Origin of the sequence: Stenotrophomonas sp. VV52, from assembly GCF_002893095.1 — a bacterium.
Classification (GTDB): Bacteria; Pseudomonadota; Gammaproteobacteria; order Xanthomonadales; family Xanthomonadaceae; genus Stenotrophomonas; species Stenotrophomonas aracearum.
Genome location: NZ_PKQQ01000006.1, coordinates 79,180 through 100,670, shown reverse-complemented (window position 1 = coordinate 100,670; position 21,491 = coordinate 79,180). Strand labels below are relative to the sequence as shown.

At 66.8% G+C, this 21,491-nt stretch carries 19 protein-coding genes, 1 tRNA gene and 1 pseudogene; 14 read left to right on the top strand and 7 right to left on the bottom strand.

What is annotated here, in order from left to right; genetic code table 11:
- The first annotated feature begins 71 nt into the window (after positions 1-71).
- The 5 genes from def to C2U58_RS11520 all read left to right on the top strand — a co-directional run bounded on the left by def (position 72) and on the right by C2U58_RS11520 (position 6,058).
- Positions 72-584, top strand: coding sequence for a peptide deformylase (def, locus tag C2U58_RS11540; protein WP_070207596.1), 513 nt, complete (start codon positions 72-74; stop codon positions 582-584).
- Positions 585-683: 99 nt separating this feature from the next.
- A complete protein-coding gene (fmt, locus tag C2U58_RS11535; protein ID WP_102945986.1) occupies positions 684-1,607 on the top strand; it encodes a methionyl-tRNA formyltransferase in 924 nt (307 codons plus the stop codon).
- Position 1,608: 1 nt separating this feature from the next.
- Positions 1,609-2,949 carry a 16S rRNA (cytosine(967)-C(5))-methyltransferase RsmB gene (gene rsmB / locus C2U58_RS11530; protein ID WP_102946137.1) on the top strand — a complete coding sequence of 447 codons (1,341 nt, stop codon included), beginning with the start codon at positions 1,609-1,611 and terminating at the stop codon, positions 2,947-2,949.
- A 24-nt stretch (positions 2,950-2,973) separates the two neighbouring features.
- Complete coding sequence (locus C2U58_RS11525) at positions 2,974-4,698, top strand: glycosyltransferase family 39 protein (RefSeq protein ID WP_102945985.1); 1,725 nt, start codon at positions 2,974-2,976, stop codon at positions 4,696-4,698.
- A gap of 70 nt (positions 4,699-4,768) precedes the next feature.
- The gene (locus tag C2U58_RS11520) at positions 4,769-6,058 is read left to right on the top strand and encodes an O-antigen ligase family protein (RefSeq protein ID WP_253256721.1); all 1,290 of its coding nucleotides are present in this window, start codon (positions 4,769-4,771) and stop codon (positions 6,056-6,058) included.
- Here the strand turns inward: C2U58_RS11520 and C2U58_RS11515 are convergent.
- The gene (locus tag C2U58_RS11515) at positions 6,044-7,180 is read right to left on the bottom strand and encodes a glycosyltransferase (protein ID WP_102945983.1); all 1,137 of its coding nucleotides are present in this window, start codon (positions 7,178-7,180) and stop codon (positions 6,044-6,046) included. The two genes, C2U58_RS11520 and C2U58_RS11515, sit on opposite strands and share 15 nt — an antisense overlap.
- Positions 7,181-7,193: 13 nt before the next feature.
- A complete protein-coding gene (locus C2U58_RS11510; RefSeq protein ID WP_102945982.1) occupies positions 7,194-8,012 on the bottom strand; it encodes a glycosyltransferase family 2 protein in 819 nt (272 codons plus the stop codon).
- On the opposite strand from C2U58_RS11510, the gene C2U58_RS11505 reads away from it, so the two are divergent.
- Entirely contained in the window at positions 8,011-9,069 is a 1,059-nt protein-coding gene (locus C2U58_RS11505; protein ID WP_102945981.1) for a CDP-glycerol glycerophosphotransferase family protein, read from the top strand. The two genes, C2U58_RS11510 and C2U58_RS11505, sit on opposite strands and share 2 nt — an antisense overlap.
- A gap of 157 nt (positions 9,070-9,226) precedes the next feature.
- On the opposite strand, the gene C2U58_RS11500 is transcribed toward C2U58_RS11505, so the two are convergent.
- From C2U58_RS11500 to C2U58_RS11485, 4 genes are all read right to left on the bottom strand, one after another.
- Entirely contained in the window at positions 9,227-10,750 is a 1,524-nt protein-coding gene (locus tag C2U58_RS11500; RefSeq protein WP_253256720.1) for a PH domain-containing protein, read from the bottom strand.
- Positions 10,747-11,268 carry a PH domain-containing protein gene (locus C2U58_RS11495; RefSeq protein ID WP_253256719.1) on the bottom strand — a complete coding sequence of 174 codons (522 nt, stop codon included), beginning with the start codon at positions 11,266-11,268 and terminating at the stop codon, positions 10,747-10,749. The genes C2U58_RS11500 and C2U58_RS11495 overlap by 4 nt, the downstream gene beginning before the upstream one ends.
- A gap of 87 nt (positions 11,269-11,355) precedes the next feature.
- On the bottom strand, positions 11,356-12,492 hold the full coding sequence (gene ribA, locus C2U58_RS11490) for a GTP cyclohydrolase II RibA (RefSeq protein WP_102945979.1): 1,137 nt from the start codon (positions 12,490-12,492) through the stop codon (positions 11,356-11,358).
- Positions 12,493-12,569: 77 nt separating this feature from the next.
- Positions 12,570-13,487, bottom strand: coding sequence for a lauroyl acyltransferase (locus C2U58_RS11485; RefSeq protein WP_102945978.1), 918 nt, complete (start codon positions 13,485-13,487; stop codon positions 12,570-12,572).
- A gap of 73 nt (positions 13,488-13,560) precedes the next feature.
- Between C2U58_RS11485 and dtd the strand changes: the two genes are divergently transcribed.
- The 8 genes from dtd to C2U58_RS11450 all read left to right on the top strand — a co-directional run bounded on the left by dtd (position 13,561) and on the right by C2U58_RS11450 (position 20,103).
- Positions 13,561-14,001 (top strand): D-aminoacyl-tRNA deacylase, encoded by a 441-nt coding sequence (dtd, locus tag C2U58_RS11480; RefSeq protein ID WP_102945977.1) that lies wholly within the window; start codon positions 13,561-13,563, stop codon positions 13,999-14,001.
- Positions 14,002-14,091: 90 nt separating this feature from the next.
- Positions 14,092-15,942 carry an RNA polymerase sigma factor RpoD gene (gene rpoD / locus C2U58_RS11475; protein ID WP_102945976.1) on the top strand — a complete coding sequence of 617 codons (1,851 nt, stop codon included), beginning with the start codon at positions 14,092-14,094 and terminating at the stop codon, positions 15,940-15,942.
- Positions 15,943-16,182: 240 nt separating this feature from the next.
- A complete protein-coding gene (locus tag C2U58_RS11470; RefSeq protein ID WP_172448130.1) occupies positions 16,183-17,406 on the top strand; it encodes a HipA domain-containing protein in 1,224 nt (407 codons plus the stop codon).
- Between the two features lie 70 nt (positions 17,407-17,476).
- Positions 17,477-17,552: transfer RNA gene (locus C2U58_RS11465), tRNA-Ile, on the top strand.
- Between the two features lie 177 nt (positions 17,553-17,729).
- Positions 17,730-18,134 carry an Arm DNA-binding domain-containing protein gene (locus tag C2U58_RS20425; protein ID WP_343125474.1) on the top strand — a complete coding sequence of 135 codons (405 nt, stop codon included), beginning with the start codon at positions 17,730-17,732 and terminating at the stop codon, positions 18,132-18,134.
- A 37-nt stretch (positions 18,135-18,171) separates the two neighbouring features.
- Positions 18,172-18,675: a site-specific integrase gene (locus C2U58_RS20420; protein WP_343125473.1), complete on the top strand. Its 504-nt coding sequence runs from the start codon at positions 18,172-18,174 to the stop codon at positions 18,673-18,675.
- A 43-nt stretch (positions 18,676-18,718) separates the two neighbouring features.
- Positions 18,719-19,321 (top strand): DUF429 domain-containing protein, encoded by a 603-nt coding sequence (locus C2U58_RS11455; RefSeq protein ID WP_102945974.1) that lies wholly within the window; start codon positions 18,719-18,721, stop codon positions 19,319-19,321.
- Between the two features lie 215 nt (positions 19,322-19,536).
- The gene (locus C2U58_RS11450) at positions 19,537-20,103 is read left to right on the top strand and encodes a hypothetical protein (protein WP_102945973.1); all 567 of its coding nucleotides are present in this window, start codon (positions 19,537-19,539) and stop codon (positions 20,101-20,103) included.
- 203 nt (positions 20,104-20,306) lie between these two features.
- Here the strand turns inward: C2U58_RS11450 and C2U58_RS11445 are convergent.
- Positions 20,307-21,149, bottom strand: a pseudogene (locus C2U58_RS11445) (IS3 family transposase); the annotation flags it as partial.
- Positions 21,150-21,491: the final 342 nt, after the last annotated feature.

Sequence of the window (21,491 nt, the reverse complement as noted above, 5' to 3'; positions counted from 1 at the left end):
GCGCAAGGCAAGCGTTGGCGATAGAATTGCGACGTACGCCGCTTTAAGGGCGCCCCCAAACGGTATTTGCCATGGCTCTCCTGCCCATTCTTGAGTTCCCGGACCCGCGCCTGCGCACCAAGGCCGCGCGGATCGACGCCGCCGAGGTGACCACCCCGGCCTTCCAGGAACTGATCGACAACATGTTCCAGACCATGTACGAGGCCCCGGGCATCGGCCTGGCCGCCTCCCAGGTCGACGTCCACAAGCGCTTCATGGTGATCGACGTCAGCGAGGAGAAGAACACCCCGCTGGTCTTCATCAACCCGGAGATCGCCGCCAGCGAAGGCGGCAAGGTCTACCAGGAAGGCTGCCTGTCAGTCCCCGGGATCTTCGCCGACGTGACCCGCGCCGACAGCATCACCGTGCGCTTCCTGGACCGCCAGGGCGTGGCCCAGGAGCTGACCACCGACGGCCTGCTGGCCGTCTGCGTGCAGCATGAGATGGACCACCTGGACGGCAAGCTGTTCATCGACTACCTCTCGCCGCTCAAGCGCGAGATGGTCCGCAAGAAGCTGGCCAAGCAGCGCAAGCACGTTGCCTGACCTGGCCACGGACGTGGCGGCGCGGCCAGCCCGCGCCCCGCGACCGGTTGTTCGGCGCCGACCTCCGGCGCCGTTTTTCTTTCTGCAAGTGGGAACGCCATGAAGATTGTCTTTGCCGGTACGCCTGAGTTCGCCGTGTCGTCGCTGCGCGCTGCCGCGCGCCACCATGAGGTGGTGGGCGTGTACACCCAGCCCGACCGCCCGGCCGGCCGCGGACGTGGGCTGATGCCCTCGCCGGTGAAGCTGGAGGCAATCGCCCGGGGCATTCCGGTGTTCCAGCCCGAATCGCTGAAGACGCCGGAGGCCCAGCAGCAGCTGCGCGACCTGCAGCCGGACCTGATGGTGGTGGTGGCCTACGGGTTGATCCTGCCCAAGGCCGTGCTGGCCATCCCCACCCATGGCTGCTGGAACGTGCATGCCTCGCTGCTGCCGCGCTGGCGCGGCGCCGCGCCGATCCAGCGTGCGATCCAGGCCGGCGACGCCGAAACCGGCGTGTGCCTGATGCAGATGGAGGCCGGGCTGGACACCGGGCCGGTGCTGCTGCGCCAGCACACCCCGATCCAGGCCGGCGAGCTCGGCGGGTCGCTGCACGACCGCCTCGCCGAACTCGGCGCACAGGTGCTTTCCGACGGCCTGGGCCTGCTGCGTGCCGGCCTCAAGCCGATCGCGCAGCCGCAGCCGGCGCAGGGCGTGACCTACGCGCACAAGCTGGACAAGGCCGAGGCGCGGCTGGACTGGTCCGACGATGCGCAGGTGCTGGAGCGGACCGTGCGCGCGTTCAACCCGTGGCCGATCGCCGAGGCGCAGCTGGCCGGCGAGCGCGTGCGCATCCATGGCGCGCTGGCGCTGGCCGACAACCAGGGCAAGGCGCCGGGCACCCTGCTGGCGGTCGGGCGCGAGGGCATCGACATCGCCTGCGGCCAGGGCGCGCTGCGCCTGCGCGTGCTGCAGCGCGAGGGCGGCAAGGCGATCACCGCCGCCGATTACCTCAATGCGCGTCGCGACCTGGTCGCAGGGGGCTGAGATGGCACATCACCGCCAGGCCAAACCGTCCCCGCAGCTGTCCTCGATGGCCCCGGGCGTTCCGACCCGGGTGCTGGCCGCGCGCGTGCTGGCCCAGGTGATCGGCCGTGGCCGGTCGCTCAAGGCCGAACTCACCACCGCATTGCCCGGCCTGGACGACAGCCGCGACCGCGCCCTGCTTGAAGCGCTGTGCTTTGCCGTGCTGCGCCGGCGTACCGCGTACGACGCCGCACTGGCGAAGTGGATGCAGCGTCCGCTGGGGGCGCGCGACGAAGAACTGCGCGCGCTGCTGCTGGTGGGCTTCGCGCAGCTGGATGCGCTGGACCTTCCGGCGCACGCCGCGCTCTCGGCCACGGTCGAGGCCGCACGCGCGCTGGGCCGCGAGCGCCAGGCCGGCATGGTCAATGCCCTGCTGCGCCGGGCCCAGCGCGATGGCATTCCGGCCGTGCCGGCACGCGACGCCTTCCCCAAGTGGCTGGCCGAGCAGATCGAACAGGACTGGCCGGACCAGGCCGAGGCGATCTTCACCGAAAGCCTCACCCCGGCGCCGCTGTGGTTGCGGGTAAACCGCCAGCAGGGCGACCGCGCGGCGATGCTGCAGCGCCTGGAGGCGGCTGGCATCGCGGCCGAAACCACCGACCTGGCCGCCGACGCGATCCGCCTGCCGGTGCCGGTGGCGGTGACCGCGCTGCCGGGCTTCAGCGACGGCGCGCTGTCGGTGCAGGACCTCTCCGCGCAGCAGGTGGCCGACGCCCTGGCGCCGCGCCCCGGCGCGCGCGTGCTGGATGCCTGCGCCGCACCGGGTGGCAAGTCCGCACACCTGCTCGAGCGCGATCCCAGCCTGCGCCTGCTGGCGCTGGACATCGACCCGCGCCGGCTCAAGCGCATCAGCGAGACCTTCGCCCGCACCGGCGTGGGCGAACACGCCCAGGTCCGGGCGGCCGATGCCACCGACCCGGCCAGCTGGTGGGACGGCGAGCCGTTCGATGTGATCCTGCTCGATGCGCCGTGCTCGGCCACCGGCATCATCCGCCGCCAGCCGGACGTGCTGCTGCACCGCCGCGCCACCGACATTCCGACCCTGGTGGCGCTGCAGGCACGCCTGCTCGACGCCTGCTTCGGCATGCTCGCCCCCGGCGGCACCCTGTTGTACGCGACATGCTCGATCCTGCGCGAAGAAAACCAGTTCCAGGTCGAGGCGTTCCTGCAACGCACCCCGCGCGCGGGGTTCCTGCCACTGGGTGACGCTTACGGCCATGATTCGTGGGCGGGGCGCCAGCGTCTGCCGGGCGAACACGGCGCTGATGGCTTCTTCTATGCGCGCCTGCTGAAGAAGGGGTAACGCGGCACCGGTAGAATCGGCACCATGCTGACGACACGCCAATCAAGGGACTTCTGGTTGCTCGCCATCACCGCGCTGTTGGTGCTGGGCGCCGGGCTGGGCATGCGTGATCCGTGGCCGTCGGACGAGCCGCGCTTCGCATTGGTCGCCAAGCAGATGGTGCTGAGCGGGGACTGGCTGTTCCCGCACCGCGGTACCGAGCTGTACTCCGACAAGCCACCGATGCTGATGTGGCTGCAGGCCACCCTGTACACGCTGCTGCGCGACTGGCGGGTGGCGTTCCTGCTGCCGACCCTGCTTGCGTCGCTGGGAACGCTGGCCTGCGTGTACGACCTCGGCCGCCGCCTGTGGACCCGCAAGGTCGGCCTGTACGCCGCCTGGGCGCTGCTGTTCGCGGTCCACTTCACCTTCCAGGCCAAGAAGGCCCAGATCGACCCGCTGGTGGTGTTCTTCATCACCCTGGCCAATTACGGGCTGCTGCGGCACCTGCTGTGCGGCCCGGCCTGGCGCTGGTGGTGGCTGGGCTGGTTCGCGGCCGGGCTGGGGGTGATCACCAAGGGTGTCGGGGTTCTGGCCCTGTTCATGCTCGTGCCGGCGCTGGTCGCGGTGGCGCTGGGTTGGCCGCGGGTACGGCTGGACCTGCGCAACTGGCGGTTCTGGCTGGGGCCGGTGGCGTTCGCTGCGGCCGTGGCGCTGTGGCTGGTGCCGATGGTGCTGGCCGCTACCTCCAGCGGCCAGGCCGAGTACCGCGCGTACATGAACGACATCCTGTTCCGGCAGACGGCCAAGCGCTACGCCCAGTCCTGGGACCACCATCAGCCGTGGTGGTACTTCCTGGCCACCATGCCGTCGATGTGGATCCCGGCGTTCCTGCTGGTGCCCTGGGCCATTCCGGCCTGGTGGCGGCGACTGCGCCGGCGCGACCCGCGCTACCTGCTGCTGCTGGGCTGGTGGGTGCTCATCGTGCTGTTCTTCTCGATTCCGCACGGCAAGCGCGACGTCTACATCCTGCCGGCGCTGCCGATCTTCTGCCTGGCGCTGGCGCCGCTGCTGCCGGGCCTGCTGCGTCGGCGCGACGTGCAGTGGGTGCTGGGCGGCTTCGCCGCACTGCTGACCGTGGCACTGCTCGGCGTGGGCGTGGCGATGCTGGGTGGCGAGCCCGGTTTCGAGCGGAGGCTGATCCTGGAGCGCGGGATCGACAGCGCGGTGACTGCCGCGCTTGGCTGGGTCGGCATCGCGCTGGGCAGCTGGGGCGTGGTCAGCCTGTTGTTCAGCGGGCCGCGCCGCTTCCACATCGCAGTGATGTCGATCCTGGCCATGGCCTGGGTCACTTACGGCCTGGTGGGCTATCCGTTGTTCAATGATTCCAGTTCCGCACGGGGGCTGATGCGCGATGCAGGCGAGCGGATCGGGCCGGACGCCGAACTGGCGCTGGTCGGCTGGAAGGAGCAGAACCTGCTGATGTCCGACCGCCCGGTGCGCACCTTCGGCTTCAAGCGACGCTGGTACCTGCAGCTGCAGGATGGCGTCGCCTGGCAGGCCGAGGCGCCCGAGCGGCGCTGGCTGCTGGTGCAGCAGGCGGCACTGCTGGACTGCGTGGACCGCGACCAGGCCGAGCGGGTGGGCGTGGCCAACCGGCGCGGCTGGTGGCTGGTGCCGGCCCGGGCCTTCGTCGGGCCTTGCCAGCCCAACGCCGTGGACCTGGCCCGGATCCGGCGCGAGCAGGGCAAGGAAGACGGCGAGGACTAGCCGCCCGCTCATGGATCATTCCCGACCTATCGGCCACAATGCCGACCGCTCCGCCCGAGTAGCCCTGAACGTGAACCACGCGCTTTCCCGTCCCGCCGGCATCCACCCCGCATTGGCCTGGGTGTTCACCGTGGCACTCGGCCTTTCGCCGGTGCTGCTGATGTCGACCATGGACGGCGGCAGCGCGGGGTACTACGGGCTGGTACTGCTCAGCTTCATCGTGCTGGCGTGGGTGCGCCGTCCGGCCCAGGGCACGACCTGGTGCGACAACCGCCGCGAATACCTGTGGATGGTGGCGGGCATGGCGGTGCTGCTGGTGGGGGTGCTCACCAGCCTGGTGGTGCATGGGATATGGAAGGGCTCGGAAGTCGAAAAGGCCGTGCGCTTTCTTACGGTCGGGCTGATCCTGGCCGCCGCGCTGCGGGTGCCGCGCCACATCCTTGCCCACGCCACGCTCGGCCTGCTCGGTGGGATCTGGTATGCGGTCATCAACGTGGCCTGGCTGGTGCTGAGCACGGGTGAACGGCCGGCCACCCAGCAGTTCAATGCGGTGACCTACGGCGACCTGACCCTGCTGTTTTCGATGATCGCGTTCCTGCTGCTGGGCCTGCGCATCACCCGTTTCCGCCGGATCGAGTTCGTGCTCAAGCTGGTCAGCGGCATCGCCGGTGTCGCTGCGTTCCTTGCCACGCAGACCCGGGGTGGGCTGTTGGCGATTCCCTTTTTCCTGTTCATCGCCATGCTGGTGCAGGGCCGACGCATGAACCGCCTGAAGCTGCTGGCAGCGGCGCTGCTGCTGGGCATGGCGGGCCTCATCGTGGCCAGCGATGCCTCGATGCGCCAGCGCATCCACCTCGGCGTGAGCGAATTCGATCAGTGCCAGGTGGCGCACCTGTCCGACACCTCGGTGTGCATCCGCCTGCAGTTGTGGAGCGCGGCCGGTCACATGATCCGCAGCGAGCCGGTGTTCGGCGTGGGCGGCGGCGACCGCTTCCGCGAAGAGCTGGCCAAGCTGGCCGACGCCAAGCAGGTCACGCCGACGGTGGCGCGCGATTTCGGCGAAACCCACAACGACCTGCTGTACTTCCTGGCCACCTACGGCGTGCTGGGCGGGCTGGGGCTGGTGCTGCTGTACATCGCGCCCGGCTGGTTGTTCGCGCGTCGGCTGCGGCTGGACGTGACCGACCGACCCACGCGGCTGTTCGCCGGCGCGGGCCTGATGATCTGCGTGGGCTTCGCCGTGTTCGGCATCACCGAAATGATGTTCCGCGACATGCGCACCGCCTCGTTCTATGCCACCTGGATGGCCTGTTTCCTGGCCCTTTCCGACCCGCTGCGGCTGCGCTCAGGCAACGGCTGACGGGGGTTCGCCCAGCACCGCGGCGTAGCTGGCTTCCGTCAGCCGGCTGAAGGTCTCCAGCCCGAAATCCCGCTCGGCGCGCGCGCGCGCCGCCTGGCCTACCGCCGGCAAGGTGCTGCGCAGGGCGTACAGCGCCTCCACCTGCGCGGCGATCGCCGCCACGTTCCGCACCGGCACGATCCAGCCATCCTGGCCGTGGGTGATGTTCTCGGGCAGGCCCGCGTAGTCGCTGACCATCACCGGTTTGCCCATCGCCATCATCTCGCGGCAGGCGAAGGAGATGGTTTCGATGTCCCAGGACAGCACGAAGCCGGCGTCGCCACTGGCCACGAACGGGCGGATGTCCTCGAGCAGGCCGGCGAAATGCACCTGCGCTGCGACCCCCAGCTGCGCCACTTCCGCGACCAGCTGCGGGTCCGGATCGCGCCCGGCCACGGCCATGTGCACCTTGCTGCGGATCGGTGCGGGCAACGTGGCGATGGCGCGCGCCAGGTCGATCCAGCCCTTGTGGTCGTCGGTGCCGGCGTTGCTGACCAGCACCAGTGCCTCGGGGTCGGTCGTCCAGCGCGCGCGCAGCGCAGCGCCTTCGCCGGGGTCGACCGGCGAGAAGCGCTCCAGGTCCACGCCATTGCGGACCACGTCGATCGGGCAGTGACGGTACGGGCTGTCGAGCAGCATCTGGCGGGTGTGCGCGGACACCGCGATCACCCGATCGGTGCCCCAGCGCGCCCGCACCGCGTTGCCCAGCGTGTTGCTGGGTTTGCTGTTGTGCTTGGTGAACACCAGCTTCGGTCGCCGCGACAGGCCGGCCACCGCTTCCATCGCCACGCGGTGGTCGCGCGCGCCGTTGGCGTGCACGATGTCGATGCCCTGGGCGACGATCAACCGGCGCAGGGTGCGCAGGTCGGACCACTGCCGTCCCAGCGTCGGCAGGCCGCTGCTGAAGGCGATCTGCACCGGCTCGGCAATGCGCTCCTGGCGGACCACGCGCAGCACCCGGCTGTCGGCGGGAGCCGCCATGAACAGCTGGTGGCGGGGCGACAGGGCGCGGGCCAGCGACGCCAGGTAGGTGGTATGGCCGCCGCCGTCGCCAGCGTGGAAGTTGGTGTAGAGGATCTTCATGGGGGCCTTCGGTTCAGGGGGTGTCGCCGCGGCGGGGCGGGTCGGCCACCGGCTGTCCGTGCTGCAGCATCCACAGCATGATGGTCTTCTGGCGCACATAGTTGGCCCGCACGTAGGCGTAGACCAGCCCGTGCCAACCGTCGCGGAAGCCGCCGCGCAGCAGCAGTCCGCGCCAGAACCGCCACGCCGGCGCCAGCACCAGCTTGGCCAGGGTAGCGCGCTTGCCACGGGCGAATTCGTGTTCGGCCATCATCCGGGCGTAGCGCTGGGTCTTGGCCAGCTGCTGTTCCAGCGAACGGTAGGGGTAGTGGATGAGGTCGCCCCGCAACGTGCCGACGCTGCCGTCGACGCTGGCCGCCTCGTGGATCTCGCGCTTGCCGCGCCAGCCGCCATGGCGGCGGTCGAACAGGCGCAGCACCCGGTCCGGATACGCATTGCCGTGGCGCAGGAACTTGCCGAAGTACTCGGACAGGCGTGCGAAACGGTAGCCGTGGTGGCCCGTGAAGCCGCTGGCCTGGGCGGCCTGGATCGCCTCGCGCAGGGTATCGCTGACCCGCTCGTCCGCGTCCAGGCACAGCACCCAGTCGTGCGTGGCCTGTTCGACGCAGAACGCCTTCTGGCTGCGGAAGCCGTCGAACGGACGCTGCAGCACGCGCGCCCCGGCGGCCGTGGCGATGGCCACGGTGGCATCGGTGGAATACGAGTCCACGACGATCACCTCGTCGCAGAAGGCCAGCGAGGCCAGGCAGTCGCCGATGCGGTCTGCTTCATTGAACGCGATAATGCAGGCCGAAATGCGAGGCCGTTCAACGGGAGCGGTCGTGGAGGACATGATGGCCGAGTACCTGCTGTTTGCGACGGAGCGCTATGCGCTGCCTATTCTCGCCCCGTTGGCCCAGGCGTTGCACGCCTCCGGCCAATCGGTGTCGGCATGGTTCACCGACGGCGCGGCCGGGGCCAGCCTGCCGGGCGTACCCGATGTCGGCCTGCAGCAGGCGCTGGCACTGCGCCCACGGGCGGTGTTCAGTGCGGCCAACTGGGTGCCGCCGTTCATCGCCGGGGCCAAGGTGCAGGTCTTCCACGGCTTCAACGTGCAGAAGCGCGACAGTGCGCGCGGCCACTTCCGGGTGCGCGGGTTGTTCGACCTGTACTGCACGCAGGGGCCGGCGACGACCGCGCCGTTCCGGGAGCTGGCCGCGCGCGAAGGCCACTTCGCGGTGGCCGAAACCGGCTGGCCGAAGCTGGACCCGCTGTTCCTCGACGATGCCGGCGCCAGCGCCGCGCTGCGTGCACCGGCGCAGGGTCGGCCGGTGATCCTGTTCGGGTCGACCTTCACCGAGCGCCTCAGCGCCGCCCCGCATCTGTTCGAGCAGATTGCCGCCGACATTGCGGGGGGCGCGCACTACTGGCTGCTCACCCTGCACCCCAAGTGCCCGCCGGAGCTGTTCGCCCGGTATCGCGCGCTGGCCGGTCCGAACGCGGCGTTCATCGAGCCCGAGCAGGTCATGGCCGCGCAGCGTGCCGCCGACGTGCTGGTCTCGGACACCTCGTCGATCGTGTCCGAGTTCGTGGTCCAGCACAAACCGGTGGTGACGTTCCGCAACCGGGTGCCGCAGCCGCACATGATCGATTTCGACGACCCTTCGCAGCTGCCCGCCATGCTGGCGCGCGCGCTGCATCCGGAGCCGGCGTTGATGGCCGAGATCAGGCGCTACGCCGACGACATCCACCCGTGGCGCGATGGGCGTTCCAGCGAGCGCGTCATCGCCGCGACCGAGGATTTCCTCTCCGGCGAAATGGGGGTGCTCAAGCGCAAGCCGTTCGGCGCGTGGACGCGCGGCCTGCAGATCCGAAAGGACCTGGGATATTGGGGGCCGTCGCGGCGCTGAATTACGGGGTTGCCACGCAGGGCGGTGTGCGTGCGCAGGATCATGGCGTTGACACGCATGGCGTGTCACTACGACCCATGGTCGCTTGGGTTGGGGGTCGAACGATGATGTTCAGTCGCACCCGTCACGTAGCGACACGCCATGCGTGTCCTTGGGGTCACCACCGCAGCCGACGCTCCGACAACGCCGCATTCAACCGCTCGAACACCTCCCGCGCTTCATCCTCCGACAGATACCGCAGGCACAAGCCCACGCTGCCATGCGCGCCAGCCGTATCCAGCCACACGCTGCTGGTGCCCAGCCAGCGGTCCAGCGGCGAGCGCTGCAGCCGCAACGCCTGCAGCTTGTCCAGCGCGGCAAAACGCCACCAGCGCTGCCACCAGCCCCCGCGCACTGCCACGTAGCGGGCGTCCAGGTGGTACCCCATGCGCGCCATCGTGCGATACGCACGCAGCGCCGACCACGGGAGCCAGGCCAGTATCAGTGCGCCCCACGGCCCCACTTCCCACACCGCGCCGGACGCCAGCAGCGGCACGATCACAAGGGCCGGCAGGCACAGCCGCCACCAACCCCGCTGCGGCACCGGATTCCACTGTGGCGGCGGCCACTGCAGCTGCGGCAGCAGGTGCTGCACCAGCGCATCGCAGGCCTGCGGCGTGGCCAGCGGCGCCAGTTCGCGCAGGTCGCGGCGTTCGCCGTTGGTCGACACCCCGGCGGCGATATCGATGCGCAGGTGGCGGCGCTTGAACCAGCGCTGCAGCGCGCTTTCGCGCAGTGTCCAGGCCTGGATCCGGCGCCGCGCCACGCTGGTGCGCATCCGGGTGAGCAGGCCGCTGGCCACGGTCAGGCGACGCTCGTGTTCGGTCAGCCGGAAGCCGTGGTAACGCAGCAATGCCATCGCCACCGACAACACCCGCAGCGTCACCCAGAAGCCCACCACCAGCACCAGCGCGGCGACCACCCAGACCCAGGTGGCCGGATGCAGGTGGTTGGCATAGCCGAAGGCCTGGCGGCCGCCGTACTCGATCGCATCGTTGACGGTGTCGCGTGGGAACAGCTGGTAGGACGCACCGAACAGCGCCAGCACCACCACCCAGCCCCGGTCGGACAACAGCCCGATCCGGACCACGTCGGCGATGTCCAGCTGCAGCAGCACGTCATCGGCGGGCAGTGCCGGTGCCGCTTCGTCGCCGGGATCGGCGACTGCCACCGGTTGCTGTCCGCGCTGGCGCACCAGCTGTTCCAGAGCAAGGGCCTGGTCCAATCGCAGCACGCGCATTTCCGCTTCGGGGCGATTGCCGCCGGCCGATTCCAGGCGCAGCTCGGCCACGTTGAACATGCGGTGCAGCGGGTTCTGGTGCACCACCACGTTGTGGATGCGCGCGAATGGAATCTCGCGGCGGTTGCGCGAAACCACCCCGCTGCGCACGCTGATCGCATCGCGCCCGATCCGGTAGTGGTAGGTCAGGTACTGCAGGATCGAGATCGCCACCAGCACCACGATCACCACCAGCGCGGCCAGGTTCGACCACATCTCGTCGCGGTCGCCGCGGTTGCCGAACACCACCAGCGCCACCAGCGGCAGCAGGAACTGGCGCAGCTGCATCAGCAGGACGAACAGCCACGACCACGGGTGCAGGCGCTGGTCGGGCGCGTCGTCGTCAGGCGTCTGCGTACTCACAGGGCGTCGTCATCCTGGTCCAGCTGCCGGCCCAGCGTGTCGCGCAGGCGCTCGGCATCGGCCTGGTCCAGCCCGCCCAGCGACACCGCGCTGAAGCGGCTGCCGGCGGTGTGCACCACCAGCGTGGCCAGCTGCGCGGTGCGCTCGATCGGGCCCCGGCGCAGGTCCAGGTGCTGCACGCGCGACAACGGCACGCGGGTTTCGAGCTGCCACATCAGGTCGCGGCGCACGCCCAGCCCCTGCGCATCGAGCCGCCACCAGGTGCGGCGCTGCCGCCGGTAGCCGAACGCAAAACCGATCAGCGCGCCAGGCAGCAGCATCGCCGCCGCGCCGACCCAGCGCATCGGCATGTCCAGCACCACCCACAGTGTGCCCAGCGCGCCGCCGATGATGATCGCGCCGGTGATGGCGCCGGCAATGCCGGCCAGCGTGGCCGCGCGCTTGGGCAACGGCTGCCAGTGGCCCTGGTCGGGCAGGGGATGGGGCGACGGCAAGGGAGGCGGGGCAAGGTCGGACAAGGCGGGTGCTCGGCAGGAGGAAACATGCCGGGCGTCCGCATCAGGTCGGCTGCGCCCGTCGCGACGACGGTAGCAGGTTGGCGTGCGCTATTGCGCGGCCTGGATCAGCGCGTCCACATCGAGCATATGGCCGGCGCGTTCGGCCTTGGTGCGCAGGTAATGTTCGTTCTCGGCGGTGATGTCGCCGGTTACCGGCACGCAGTCCACCACCTCGATCCCGGCATGGCGCAGGCGCTGGGCCTTGGTCGGATTGTTGCTGAGCAGCTGGATGCGCTGCACGCCCAGGCCCTGCAGCATCGCCACCGCGCTGCCGTAGCGGCGCTCGTCGGCACCGAAGCCCAGCTGCGCGTCGGCGTCGATCGTGTCCAGCCCATCGTGCTGGTAGCCATAGGCGCGCATCTTCGCGGCGATGCCGGTGCCGCGACCTTCCTGGTCCAGGTACAGCAGCACGCCGCCGCCCAGCTCCTTGAGCTTGCGCAGGCCACGCCGCAGCTGGTCGCCGCAGTCGCATTTGAGCGAGCCGAACAGGTCGCCGGTCAGGCAGGAGGAATGCACGCGCACCGGTACCACCCCGGCGAAGTCCGGGTTGCCCACGATGATCGCGACCTGGTCGCGCTGGGCGACCCCGCCGCGGAACACCGCAAATTCGGTCATGCCCACCTCGCGCAGCGGCACCGGCGAGCGCGCCACCAGTTCGTAGGCGTGGGCGGCCTGTTCGGCGCCCTGGGCCAGGTCGCACAGCGACACCTGCGCGCAGCTGTCGAAGCGGTCATCGCCGGGCGCCAGCAGCACCCCGACCATGGCCGGCAGCAGCAGCCCGAGCCGGGCGATCTCCACCGCGCCATCGTCCAGCGCCTGCCCGGCCGTCCACCCGGCCGGCATCGGCTCGGGTTCGCGCAGGTAGCTCAGCGAGGGCAGGGCATCGAAGTCGATCCCAGCCAGCGGCACCCGGGCGCCGTGCTCGGCGGCCACGCCCAGCACCCGCGCACGGGTGGCGGTGAGGAACAGGTAATGCTGGCCGGCGGCGACCTCGGCAAAGGCGGTGTAGCTGCTGCGGGTACTGCTGTCCAGGGCGATGAAGGCCAGGCGCTGGCCCTGGCTGTCGTCGATCACCACCGGGCGACCGGCGCGCAGTTCGGCCACCGCGCGCTCGCAGCGGATCGCGGCCGGATCGCCGAACGGGGAAGAAGCAGCTGGGGACATGGCGGGGGCCGTGGGGGACATCGTGGTTTCACAGTGGGGTCGGAAGGCGCTGATTCAATTGCGCGCCGCGCGACACAGCGTCGCAGTCGGTGGGGCGGCTAGTGCGGGTGCTCCTCGGTGGCATACGGGTCCACCTCGTCGCTGTGCGGCGGGCGCAGCGTATAGCGCTTGTAGGTCCACTGGTACTGGGCGGGGTCGCGGCGGGCGATCGCCTCGATTCCGGCGTTCAGCGCACTGGCCGCGGTACGCGGGTCCGGGTCGGCCACCGCCGGCGCGGCCGGAGTGATGTGCAGTGCGAACTGCATGCCCGGGCCCGTGCGTTCGCACCACCCGTAGAGCACGGTGGCGCCGGTGCGTTCGGCCAGCCTGTTAACCAGGGTCATGGTCAGCGCTTCCACCCCGAAGAACGGCGCGAACACGCCGTCGCCGGCCTTGGGCTGCTGGTCCGGCAGAATTCCGGTGGCGCCGCCGTCCTTGAGTACCTTGAACAGCTGGCGCACGGCCGGGCCTTCGGCGCGCACCTGCTGCACGTTGCTGCCACCGCGCACCAACTGCAGGAATTCGTCGCCCACCGCTTCATCGGGCGCCTTGTAGACGATGGCGATCGGCCCGCGCGAGGCCAACCACTGGTTGAGCAGCTCCCAGTTGCCGTAGTGCGGGGCGGCCACGATCACGCCCTTGCCACTGGCCAGGGCCGCGTCGTACAGGGCTTCGCCGTGCCGCTCGGTGAGCAGGGCCAGGTTCTGATCGCGCGGGCGGGTCCACAGGCGCAGGGTTTCCACCGCCTGCAGGGCGGTCGAGCGCAGCACCGCCTTGTGCAGGGCCGCGCGCTGGTCGGCTGACAGCTCCGGGTAGGCCAGCTCCAGGTTGCGCCGGGTCACCCGGCTCTCGCGGGCGTTCAGGGCGATCCACAGCCCGGCCAGCGCATGCGCGAAACCGCGCAGCCAGGACCAGGGCAGGCGGGTGAACAGGGCAGCGGCGCGGTAGGCCAGGCGGGCGGTGGTTTGCGGTTTCATCGCGTCAAAGTCTAGCCGGTGCGCGCGCCCAACTACTAAGGTAGGCCGCCCCTCCAGCGGAATCGCCCCTGCCATGCTTGTCCTCATCCAGCGCGTTACCCAGGCCAGCGTCAGCGTCGACGGGGCCGTGGTCGGCCAGATCGGCCCCGGCCTGCTGGCCCTGGTCGGCATGGAACCGGGCGACACCGACGCCCAGATCGCCCGGATGGCCGATCGGCTGCTTGGTTACCGTGTGTTTGCAGATGACAGCGGAAAAATGAACCGATCCCTGGGGGAGACAGGGGGCGGCCTGCTGCTGGTCAGCCAGTTCACCCTGGCGGCGGACACCTCCAGCGGGATGCGACCGGGTTTCAGTACCGCCGCGCCCCCCGCCGAGGCTGAACGTGGATTCAACAGATTGGTGGAGATCTGTCGTCAAAAGCATGTTTCGGGGGTGGAAACCGGGCAGTTCGGCGCCCATATGGTTGTCAGCCTGGTCAACGATGGTCCAGTGACTTTCCTGCTCAGACCCTGACCCCGGGACCACCGCCCGGGCCCGAGGGGGCGCTGGGCTGGTATAATGCTAGGTTCTATTCCTCATCCCTGCCGGTGGCGCGAGCACTACATGGCCAACGAACGTCCTGCCCAGCAAAACGACATCAAGCTTCTGATCAGCAAGGGCCTGGAACAGGGCTACCTGACCTACGCCGAAGTCAATGACCACCTGCCCGACGACATTGTCGACCCGGAGCAGATCGAAGACATCATCGGCATGATCAACGGCATGGGCATCGATGTCCATGAAGTGGCGCCCGATGCCGAAACCCTGCTGCTCAACGACGGCAACACCGGTAACCGCGAAGTCGATGACACCGCGGCCGAAGAAGCTGCCGCCGCGCTGAGCGCACTCGACACCGAAGGTGGCCGCACCACCGACCCGGTGCGCATGTACATGCGCGAAATGGGTACCGTCGAGCTGCTGACCCGCGAAGGCGAAATCGCCATCGCCAAGCGTATCGAAGAAGGCCTGGGCCAGGTCCAGGCCGCACTCGGCACCTTCCCGGTGTCGGTCGAATCGCTGCTGTCCGATTACGAAGCCCACAAGGAAGGCAAGAAGCGCCTGGCCGAAGTGATCGTCGGCTTCAACGACCTGGTGGAAGAAGTCCCGGCCCCGGCCGTGGCGGAAGACACCAGCGACGACGCTGACGAAGAAGGCGACGAAGACGAAGACGACGGCGACGACGTCGAAGAAGAAGCCGGCCCGACCGGTCCGGATCCGGAAGAAGTCGCCCGCCGCATGGCCGAGCTGGCTGCTGCCTACGCCGCCTTCAAGAAGGCGGCCGCCAAGGCCGACCGCAAGCCGCTGGCCAAGCTGCGCGACGACATGGCCGCCATCTTCGTCACCCTGAAGCTGCCGCTGCCGCTGACCGACGTGCTGGTCAAGCAGCTGCGCGACGTGATGGCCGACATCAAGGGCCACGAGCGCCGCGTGCTCAACCTGGCCACGGTCACTGCCCGCATGCCGCGCAAGGACTTCATCCGTTCGTGGGAAGGCAACCAGACCAACCTGGAATGGGTGGAAGACGCACTCAAGCGCAAGCAGAAGTGGTCGTCGGCGCTGCGTGACGTCAAGGACCAGATCATTGCCGAACAGCAGTCCACCATCGACATCGAGAAGAGCACCTCGCTGGAGCTGGAAGAGCTGAAGGAAATCAGCCGGGCCATGGCCTACGGCGAAGCCAAGGCGCGCAAGGCCAAGAAGGAAATGGTCGAAGCCAACCTGCGCCTGGTGATCTCCATCGCCAAGAAGTACACCAACCGTGGCCTGCAGTTCCTCGACCTGATCCAGGAAGGCAACATCGGCCTGATGAAGGCCGTGGACAAGTTCGAGTACCGCCGCGGTTACAAGTTCTCCACCTATGCGACCTGGTGGATCCGCCAGGCCATCACCCGTTCGATCGCCGACCAGGCGCGCACCATCCGTATTCCGGTGCACATGATCGAAACGATCAACAAGTTGAACCGCATTTCCCGCCAGATGCTCCAGCAGTACGGCCGCGAGGCCACGCCGGAGGAGCTGGCCAAGGAAATGGATATGCCGGAAGACAAGATCCGCAAGGTGATGAAGATCGCCAAGGAGCCGATCTCGATGGAAACCCCGATCGGCGACGACGAGGATTCCCATCTGGGCGACTTCATCGAGGACACCAACGTGGAGTCCCCGATCGAGAACACCACCAACATCAACCTGTCTGAAACCGTGCGCGACGTGCTGGCCGGCCTCACCCCGAGGGAAGCCAAGGTGCTGCGCATGCGCTTCGGCATCGACATGAACACCGACCACACCCTCGAGGAAGTGGGCAAGCAGTTCGACGTCACCCGCGAGCGCATCCGTCAGATCGAAGCCAAGGCCCTGCGCAAGCTGCGTCACCCGAGTCGTTCGGAACAGCTGCGCAGCTTCCTGGACATCGATTGATTCCAGCGTTGGTGCGTTGAAAGAAAAACCCCGCTTCGGCGGGGTTTTTTGTGGGTGTCCATTGCAGATGAGGGCGCCGTTGCGGGTCGGTGGGCGCTTAGGGCTAACGCGGACGCTCAGCGGTAGGGTCGGTTCCCAAACGACCGCCGACGCTGCCGATCGGCCCGGTAACGAATGACCACCGAACGGAGACGGCCCTTCCCCCGAATGCAACAAATTGCGTTCCCGGGACCGCCGCGCATGCCCCACGCTGCCCACATGGTCGCTATTCCCCCCAACAGACACTTCCCTCTCTTTGGCCTGAAAGAAGACGCCACCGTCGAGCGCCTGGGCCATCTCGAATCCTTGCCAGGCGAAACATTCAGGGCGCATCTCACCTCCACGCGACCCAACCTCACCAGATGCCCGGATGGCGACATCTTCCTGGGCCTGCCCTGGTACCTCGACGACCTCCGGCCCCAAGGGTTCCTGGGCAGGTTGCACGCCCAGCGACGCGCCCACCAGCCGGGCCTTAGCTTGCCAGGCGACCACGCCTCACCGACGAGCCTGCTCAACCACCTCGCGCTAACCGGAGGAACCGGTGTCGGCGACATCCTGCCGGGAGAGCCCGCACTCCACGCCGCGCTGACCGGGCTTGAATGCCCGCCTGACCAAGTGCACGAAGTGGATCGCAACCGTGCCTATCCGGAGCGCGCCCAAGGCCTGGCAATCGGTAAGGGGGTCTCCTCAGGACCAGGCGGCGAGCAACCCAAGTTCACAGCCACCGTCGCAGCAGACGAACAGCGCAGGGCCGTGCTGGTGAAGTTCGCACGAGCAGCTGAAGGCGAGGCGGGCCAACGCTGGGCGGACCTGCTCGTATGCGAGCACATTGCTCTGCAGTGCCTGCGAGACGCGGGCGTGGACGCCGCCACCTCGGAGTTGATCCATGCGCGAGGGTTTACGCTTCTTGAGGTAGAGCGCTTCGACCGAACACCGAACGTCCTGGGCCGCCGCGGACTCGTCTCTCTGCTGTCGCTTTCGTCGGCGTTTGTGGGCGATGTGACTTCGAGCTGGGGCAGCGTGGGCAAGGAGTTGCATGCCCAAGGCTGGCTGACTGCGGAAGCCGTCGATAGCATGGGACTGCTACACGCTTTCGGGCGGCTGATCGGCAACAGCGACATGCACCAAGGAAACCTTGCATTTCACTTGGCCGACCATGGGCCCCTGAAACTGGCCCCCGCGTACGACATGTTGCCCATGTCGCTGGCACCGTCACGTGCAGGAGGACTGCCCGACCTAGCCCCCATCAGGCCGGTTGCGCCACGGTGCCAGGCCGACCAACGCCGCCTGCGTTTGGCCGCGCCGCTGGCGGCTGACTTCTGGCGGCGGGTAGCCGCGTCTCGGCTGCTTCACTCGCGTGCCCTGCGCGCGCTGGCCAAGCGGAACGAATGGCGGGTGACGGCGCTGGCCAATGCACTGGACTAGCCCCGCCCCTGCCCAGCCCGGTACCAGTGGAAAGGCCCCTGTGGCGTCCACTACACTGTGCACCCGCGCAGGGCCTATAGCTCAACGGTTAGAGCAGAGGACTCATAATCCTTTGGTTCCAGGTTCGAATCCTGGTGGGCCCACCACATAAGCGTCCGGCATTGTCCAAGCAAGTCCGCGATTCGACCATAAACCCCGAAAATTGCGGGGTTTGTTGCCCTCTACCGTCTGAGCCTGTCCGATTGAAACCGGAATAAAAGTGAGTCAGGCTGTGAGTCAGAGGGCCAGCCGCGTTTTGGCTGACTCACAAATGGCTGACTCACATGCTCACCGACACCAAGCTGCGCACACTCAAGCCGCGCGAGAGCGCATACCGCATCGCGGATACCAATGGCTTGTGCATCGAAGTCCGTCCCAGCAGTTCGAAGGTCTGGCGATATCGATATCGCTACGCCGGCAAGCCAAGCATCATCACGATGGCGGAATACCCGGCGATGGGACTGGCGGAGGCGCGTACCGAACGTGACCGCCTACGCGCCTTGGTAAAGGGTGGGTGTAATTCATCACTCGTCGCCAAGATCGAGCCAGCTGCGAACGTCGAGCGGGTAGAGACAACGTTCGGCGCGATCGCTGCCGAACTTCTGTCTAAGCGGGCGAAGGAAGGTTTAAGCCCCGGGTCCGTGAAGCGCGAGCGCCGACCTGCTCCGGGCGATGCATTCCTACCGTAGATTTCCCGTGACTTTGGCAGCTTTGAAGTTGGCCCCCATGCTGTTCGTCCGCCCAGGGGAGCTGCTGAAAGGGCGGTGGGTGGATATTGATCTGCGCACAGCGGAGTGGCGTTTTACCGCCAGCAACACCGGGACACCCCACATCGTCCCTCTTTCTTCCCAAGCGAAAGAGATCCTGGCGGATCTTCGCCCTCTCACGATTCGAAGCGAATTCGTCTTCCCCGGAGTCAGGAGCGCAAAACGACCAATGAGCGAGAACACGATCAACGCCGCGCTGCGCTACCTTGGCTTTAACGGCGACATCATCACCGGACACGGGTTCCGGTCCATGGCGCGAGCTGTCTTGGATGAAGTCCTAGGCTTCCGTCCTGACTACCTCGAGCACCAGTTGGCGCACGCTGTCCGTGATCCGCTCGGGCGAGCCTACAACCGAACGGCACACCTCCCAGAGCGCAAGAAGAGGATGCAGGCGTGGGCGGACTACTTGGACGGTTTGAGGCTCAATGCCAACGTTGTGTCGATGGTTCGCGAGGCTATATGACAATTAGCGGGAGCGGCTGCAACCGCAGATCAGAGAGGGCGCCATGATCCAGTTTGTTGGCATCGATCCCGGCGGCGAGTTGGCTATGGGCTGGTGCGTGATGACCGTGCACGACGCCGGCGTCCGGCTCGACTCCGGTATCTGTACCGGGGCCGATACCTGCCTGGGCTCGATTGCGTCACACGTTGAGGGACCACCCGCAGCAGTGGGAATTGATGCGCCCTTGTACTCGACTTACGACGGCGATCGAGTCTCCGATCGTCGAATTCGGGCCGCCGTAGCTTTCGCGGGGGGAAGCGGTGGGACCGTCAACCACGTGAACTCGCTGCGTGGAGCTTGCCTAGTGCAAGGGATATTGGCTGCGGTCGCGATTGCGCAACGGTGGCCCTCGACGCGCGTGACGGATTCCCATCCCAAGGCGCTGCTGCGGGTGTGGCCGGAGGCGGATGCCTTCGTATCGAAATATCCTTTCAGAACCGATCACGAGCGCGACGCTGCACTCGGCGCCTACGCCGCCAAGGCGTACTACGACCAGTCGCCCGGGTGGGTAGACTGGATCACCCGAGAGAACAAGCTGTTCCTGCCTAGCGGTCGGCCGGTCGCATACTGGTTTCCGGAGTGCCCCGATGGCCTTCGCCACCGATAGCGCTATGGCTTCCGCGTTGTCGGCCGAGCCTCCACTTCTGGCCGGCCGCCACCGCGCAGTGGCCACCCGCCACCTGAAGCGGAAGTTTGCAACCATCTGCCGTGCATCTGCGAGGCGGCTACAGCACAGGTCGTTGACGATGCTGGAGCACCTTTGCGTGGGTCCGCCCTTAAAGTTGACAGAATTACCTCGCCCCGAACCGCAAGAGCAATCAAATGCCAAAGTGCGAAGATCAAGACTTTCCTTGTCAAAACGCTGACTACACCGCTTTCGATAGCCTAGCTCGTCTCGAGCTCGCCAAGCCACCCACGGCGGACGAAATAATCAATGCAAGTGCATTCTGCACGGTGATCCCGATAGAAGAGGCGATCCAACAGGGCGATTTTACGTACAAGGACAACTTGAAGGGGCTGCGTAGTAAGGCGGGCCTTTACCATTTGTGGGTCGATTATGACGATTGCGATGATCATGCAACGCGCACAATGCTGTGCGTCTATGTAGGCAAAGGACTAGCAGAGGCGCGAGTGACGAACCATATCAAAGAGAAGTGGCCTAGCAAGCAATTGCTGTACGTCACGTTCTTTGAGTGTGGCAATAGAACGGCCAAGTACCTGGAACAGTTGTTCTTGGATTGCTACGGGTTTTACCTCAACAGCAATGAGAACAACGGTAGCGAACACTTGTTTGCCGTTTGGGATTATGAGCGCCACTTTTTGGGAACTGAATTGCACGCGGTTTCTAATCTGACGCCGCGTAAGCGCGCAATCCAGAAGCTCGGCTAACGTGCTCGGGCTTGCAGTGGTCGCGGGCAATTCCTAAGAAACAATTGCACGACGAATGGCCTGCCGCATGCCTGTTCCAAAGAATGGGCTGGCGATACAGGAGCCCGTGGAAAGCGTCGAGTACTGAGCAGGCTCATGATCGAAATACTTGGCTCACCCGAAACCGCTGCATACTGGATCGCCCAGGGTTTTGTCGACAGTCGTCAGCTGTTTAGTTCGTGCTCCATCTCGAACTCTACCGGGGACAGCCAGTCGTTGGAACTGTGTCGCCGTTTTGGGTTGTAAAACATCTCGATGTACTGGAAGACGTCGGCCCGCGCCTCGTCGTGATTGCTGTAGATCCTCCGCTTAATGCGCTCCCGCCTCAGTAGCTGGAAGAAGCTCTCCATCGCTGCGGTGTCATGGCAGTTTCCTCGTCGACTCATACTGCACACGATGTCGTGCTCGCGCAGGAAGCTCTGCCAGTCTTCGCTGGTGAACTGGGTTCCCTGGTCGGAGTGAAGCAGAAGCCCGGGGCTTGGCTTGCGCCGCCACACTGCAGCCAATAGCGCCTGCAAAACGAGGTCCGTACGTTTAATTGGCCGGGTTACCCATCCAACGACCTGACGCGAAAACAGATCAAGCACTACCGCCAAGTACAGGTAGCCGTCGTACGTGCGGATGTAGGTGATGTCCGTGACCCAAGCGCGATTGGGTTCACTGACCTTGAAGCCGCGAGCCAGAACGTTCTTGGCGACTGATCCAGCAGGGCCGCTCAACGGGCGTGGTCGCCGACCATAGCCGACCACAGCTCGCAGCCCCTCGTTCTTCATCAAGCGTGCCACGTGATGACGACTACACGTCTCGCCACGCTCGAGCAGATCTGTGGCCACTTTGCGGTGACCATGCACGGAGCCACTCTCCAGCCAGCTATGCTTGATCAGGTCGGCCGTACTCAACGATCTGCCGGACCGCCTCGATCTTGAACTCATCGGTGTACCGCTTCGTGCTCATAACCACCTCCGTCTAAGCCATAGTTTATGGCTGCGAGGTGTCTGCGGAACCCTGGGAGATTCAGTTGGGCGAGAAAGAGGTCCCACACTACGACTACGTCCTTATCGATGAGGCACAAGACTGGCCGGAGCTAGAACGGGACACAGTCTGTAAGCTGTTTGGTCCGCAACGATGCATTGTTGCGGACGGGGTTGATCAGCTCGTCAGGTCGAATCGACAAACGGAGTGGACAGCGAGACTTAAGGGTGTTCCTCATCAAGTGGTTCCGCTTCGTCAGAGTCTGCGGCTTAAGGCTTCGCTGGCAACGTTTGCAGCGATGCTTGACCAAAAAATCGGAATTGACGACTGGAACCTGCGAGCTACCGGCGAAACACACGGAGGTCGTGTTACGGCTC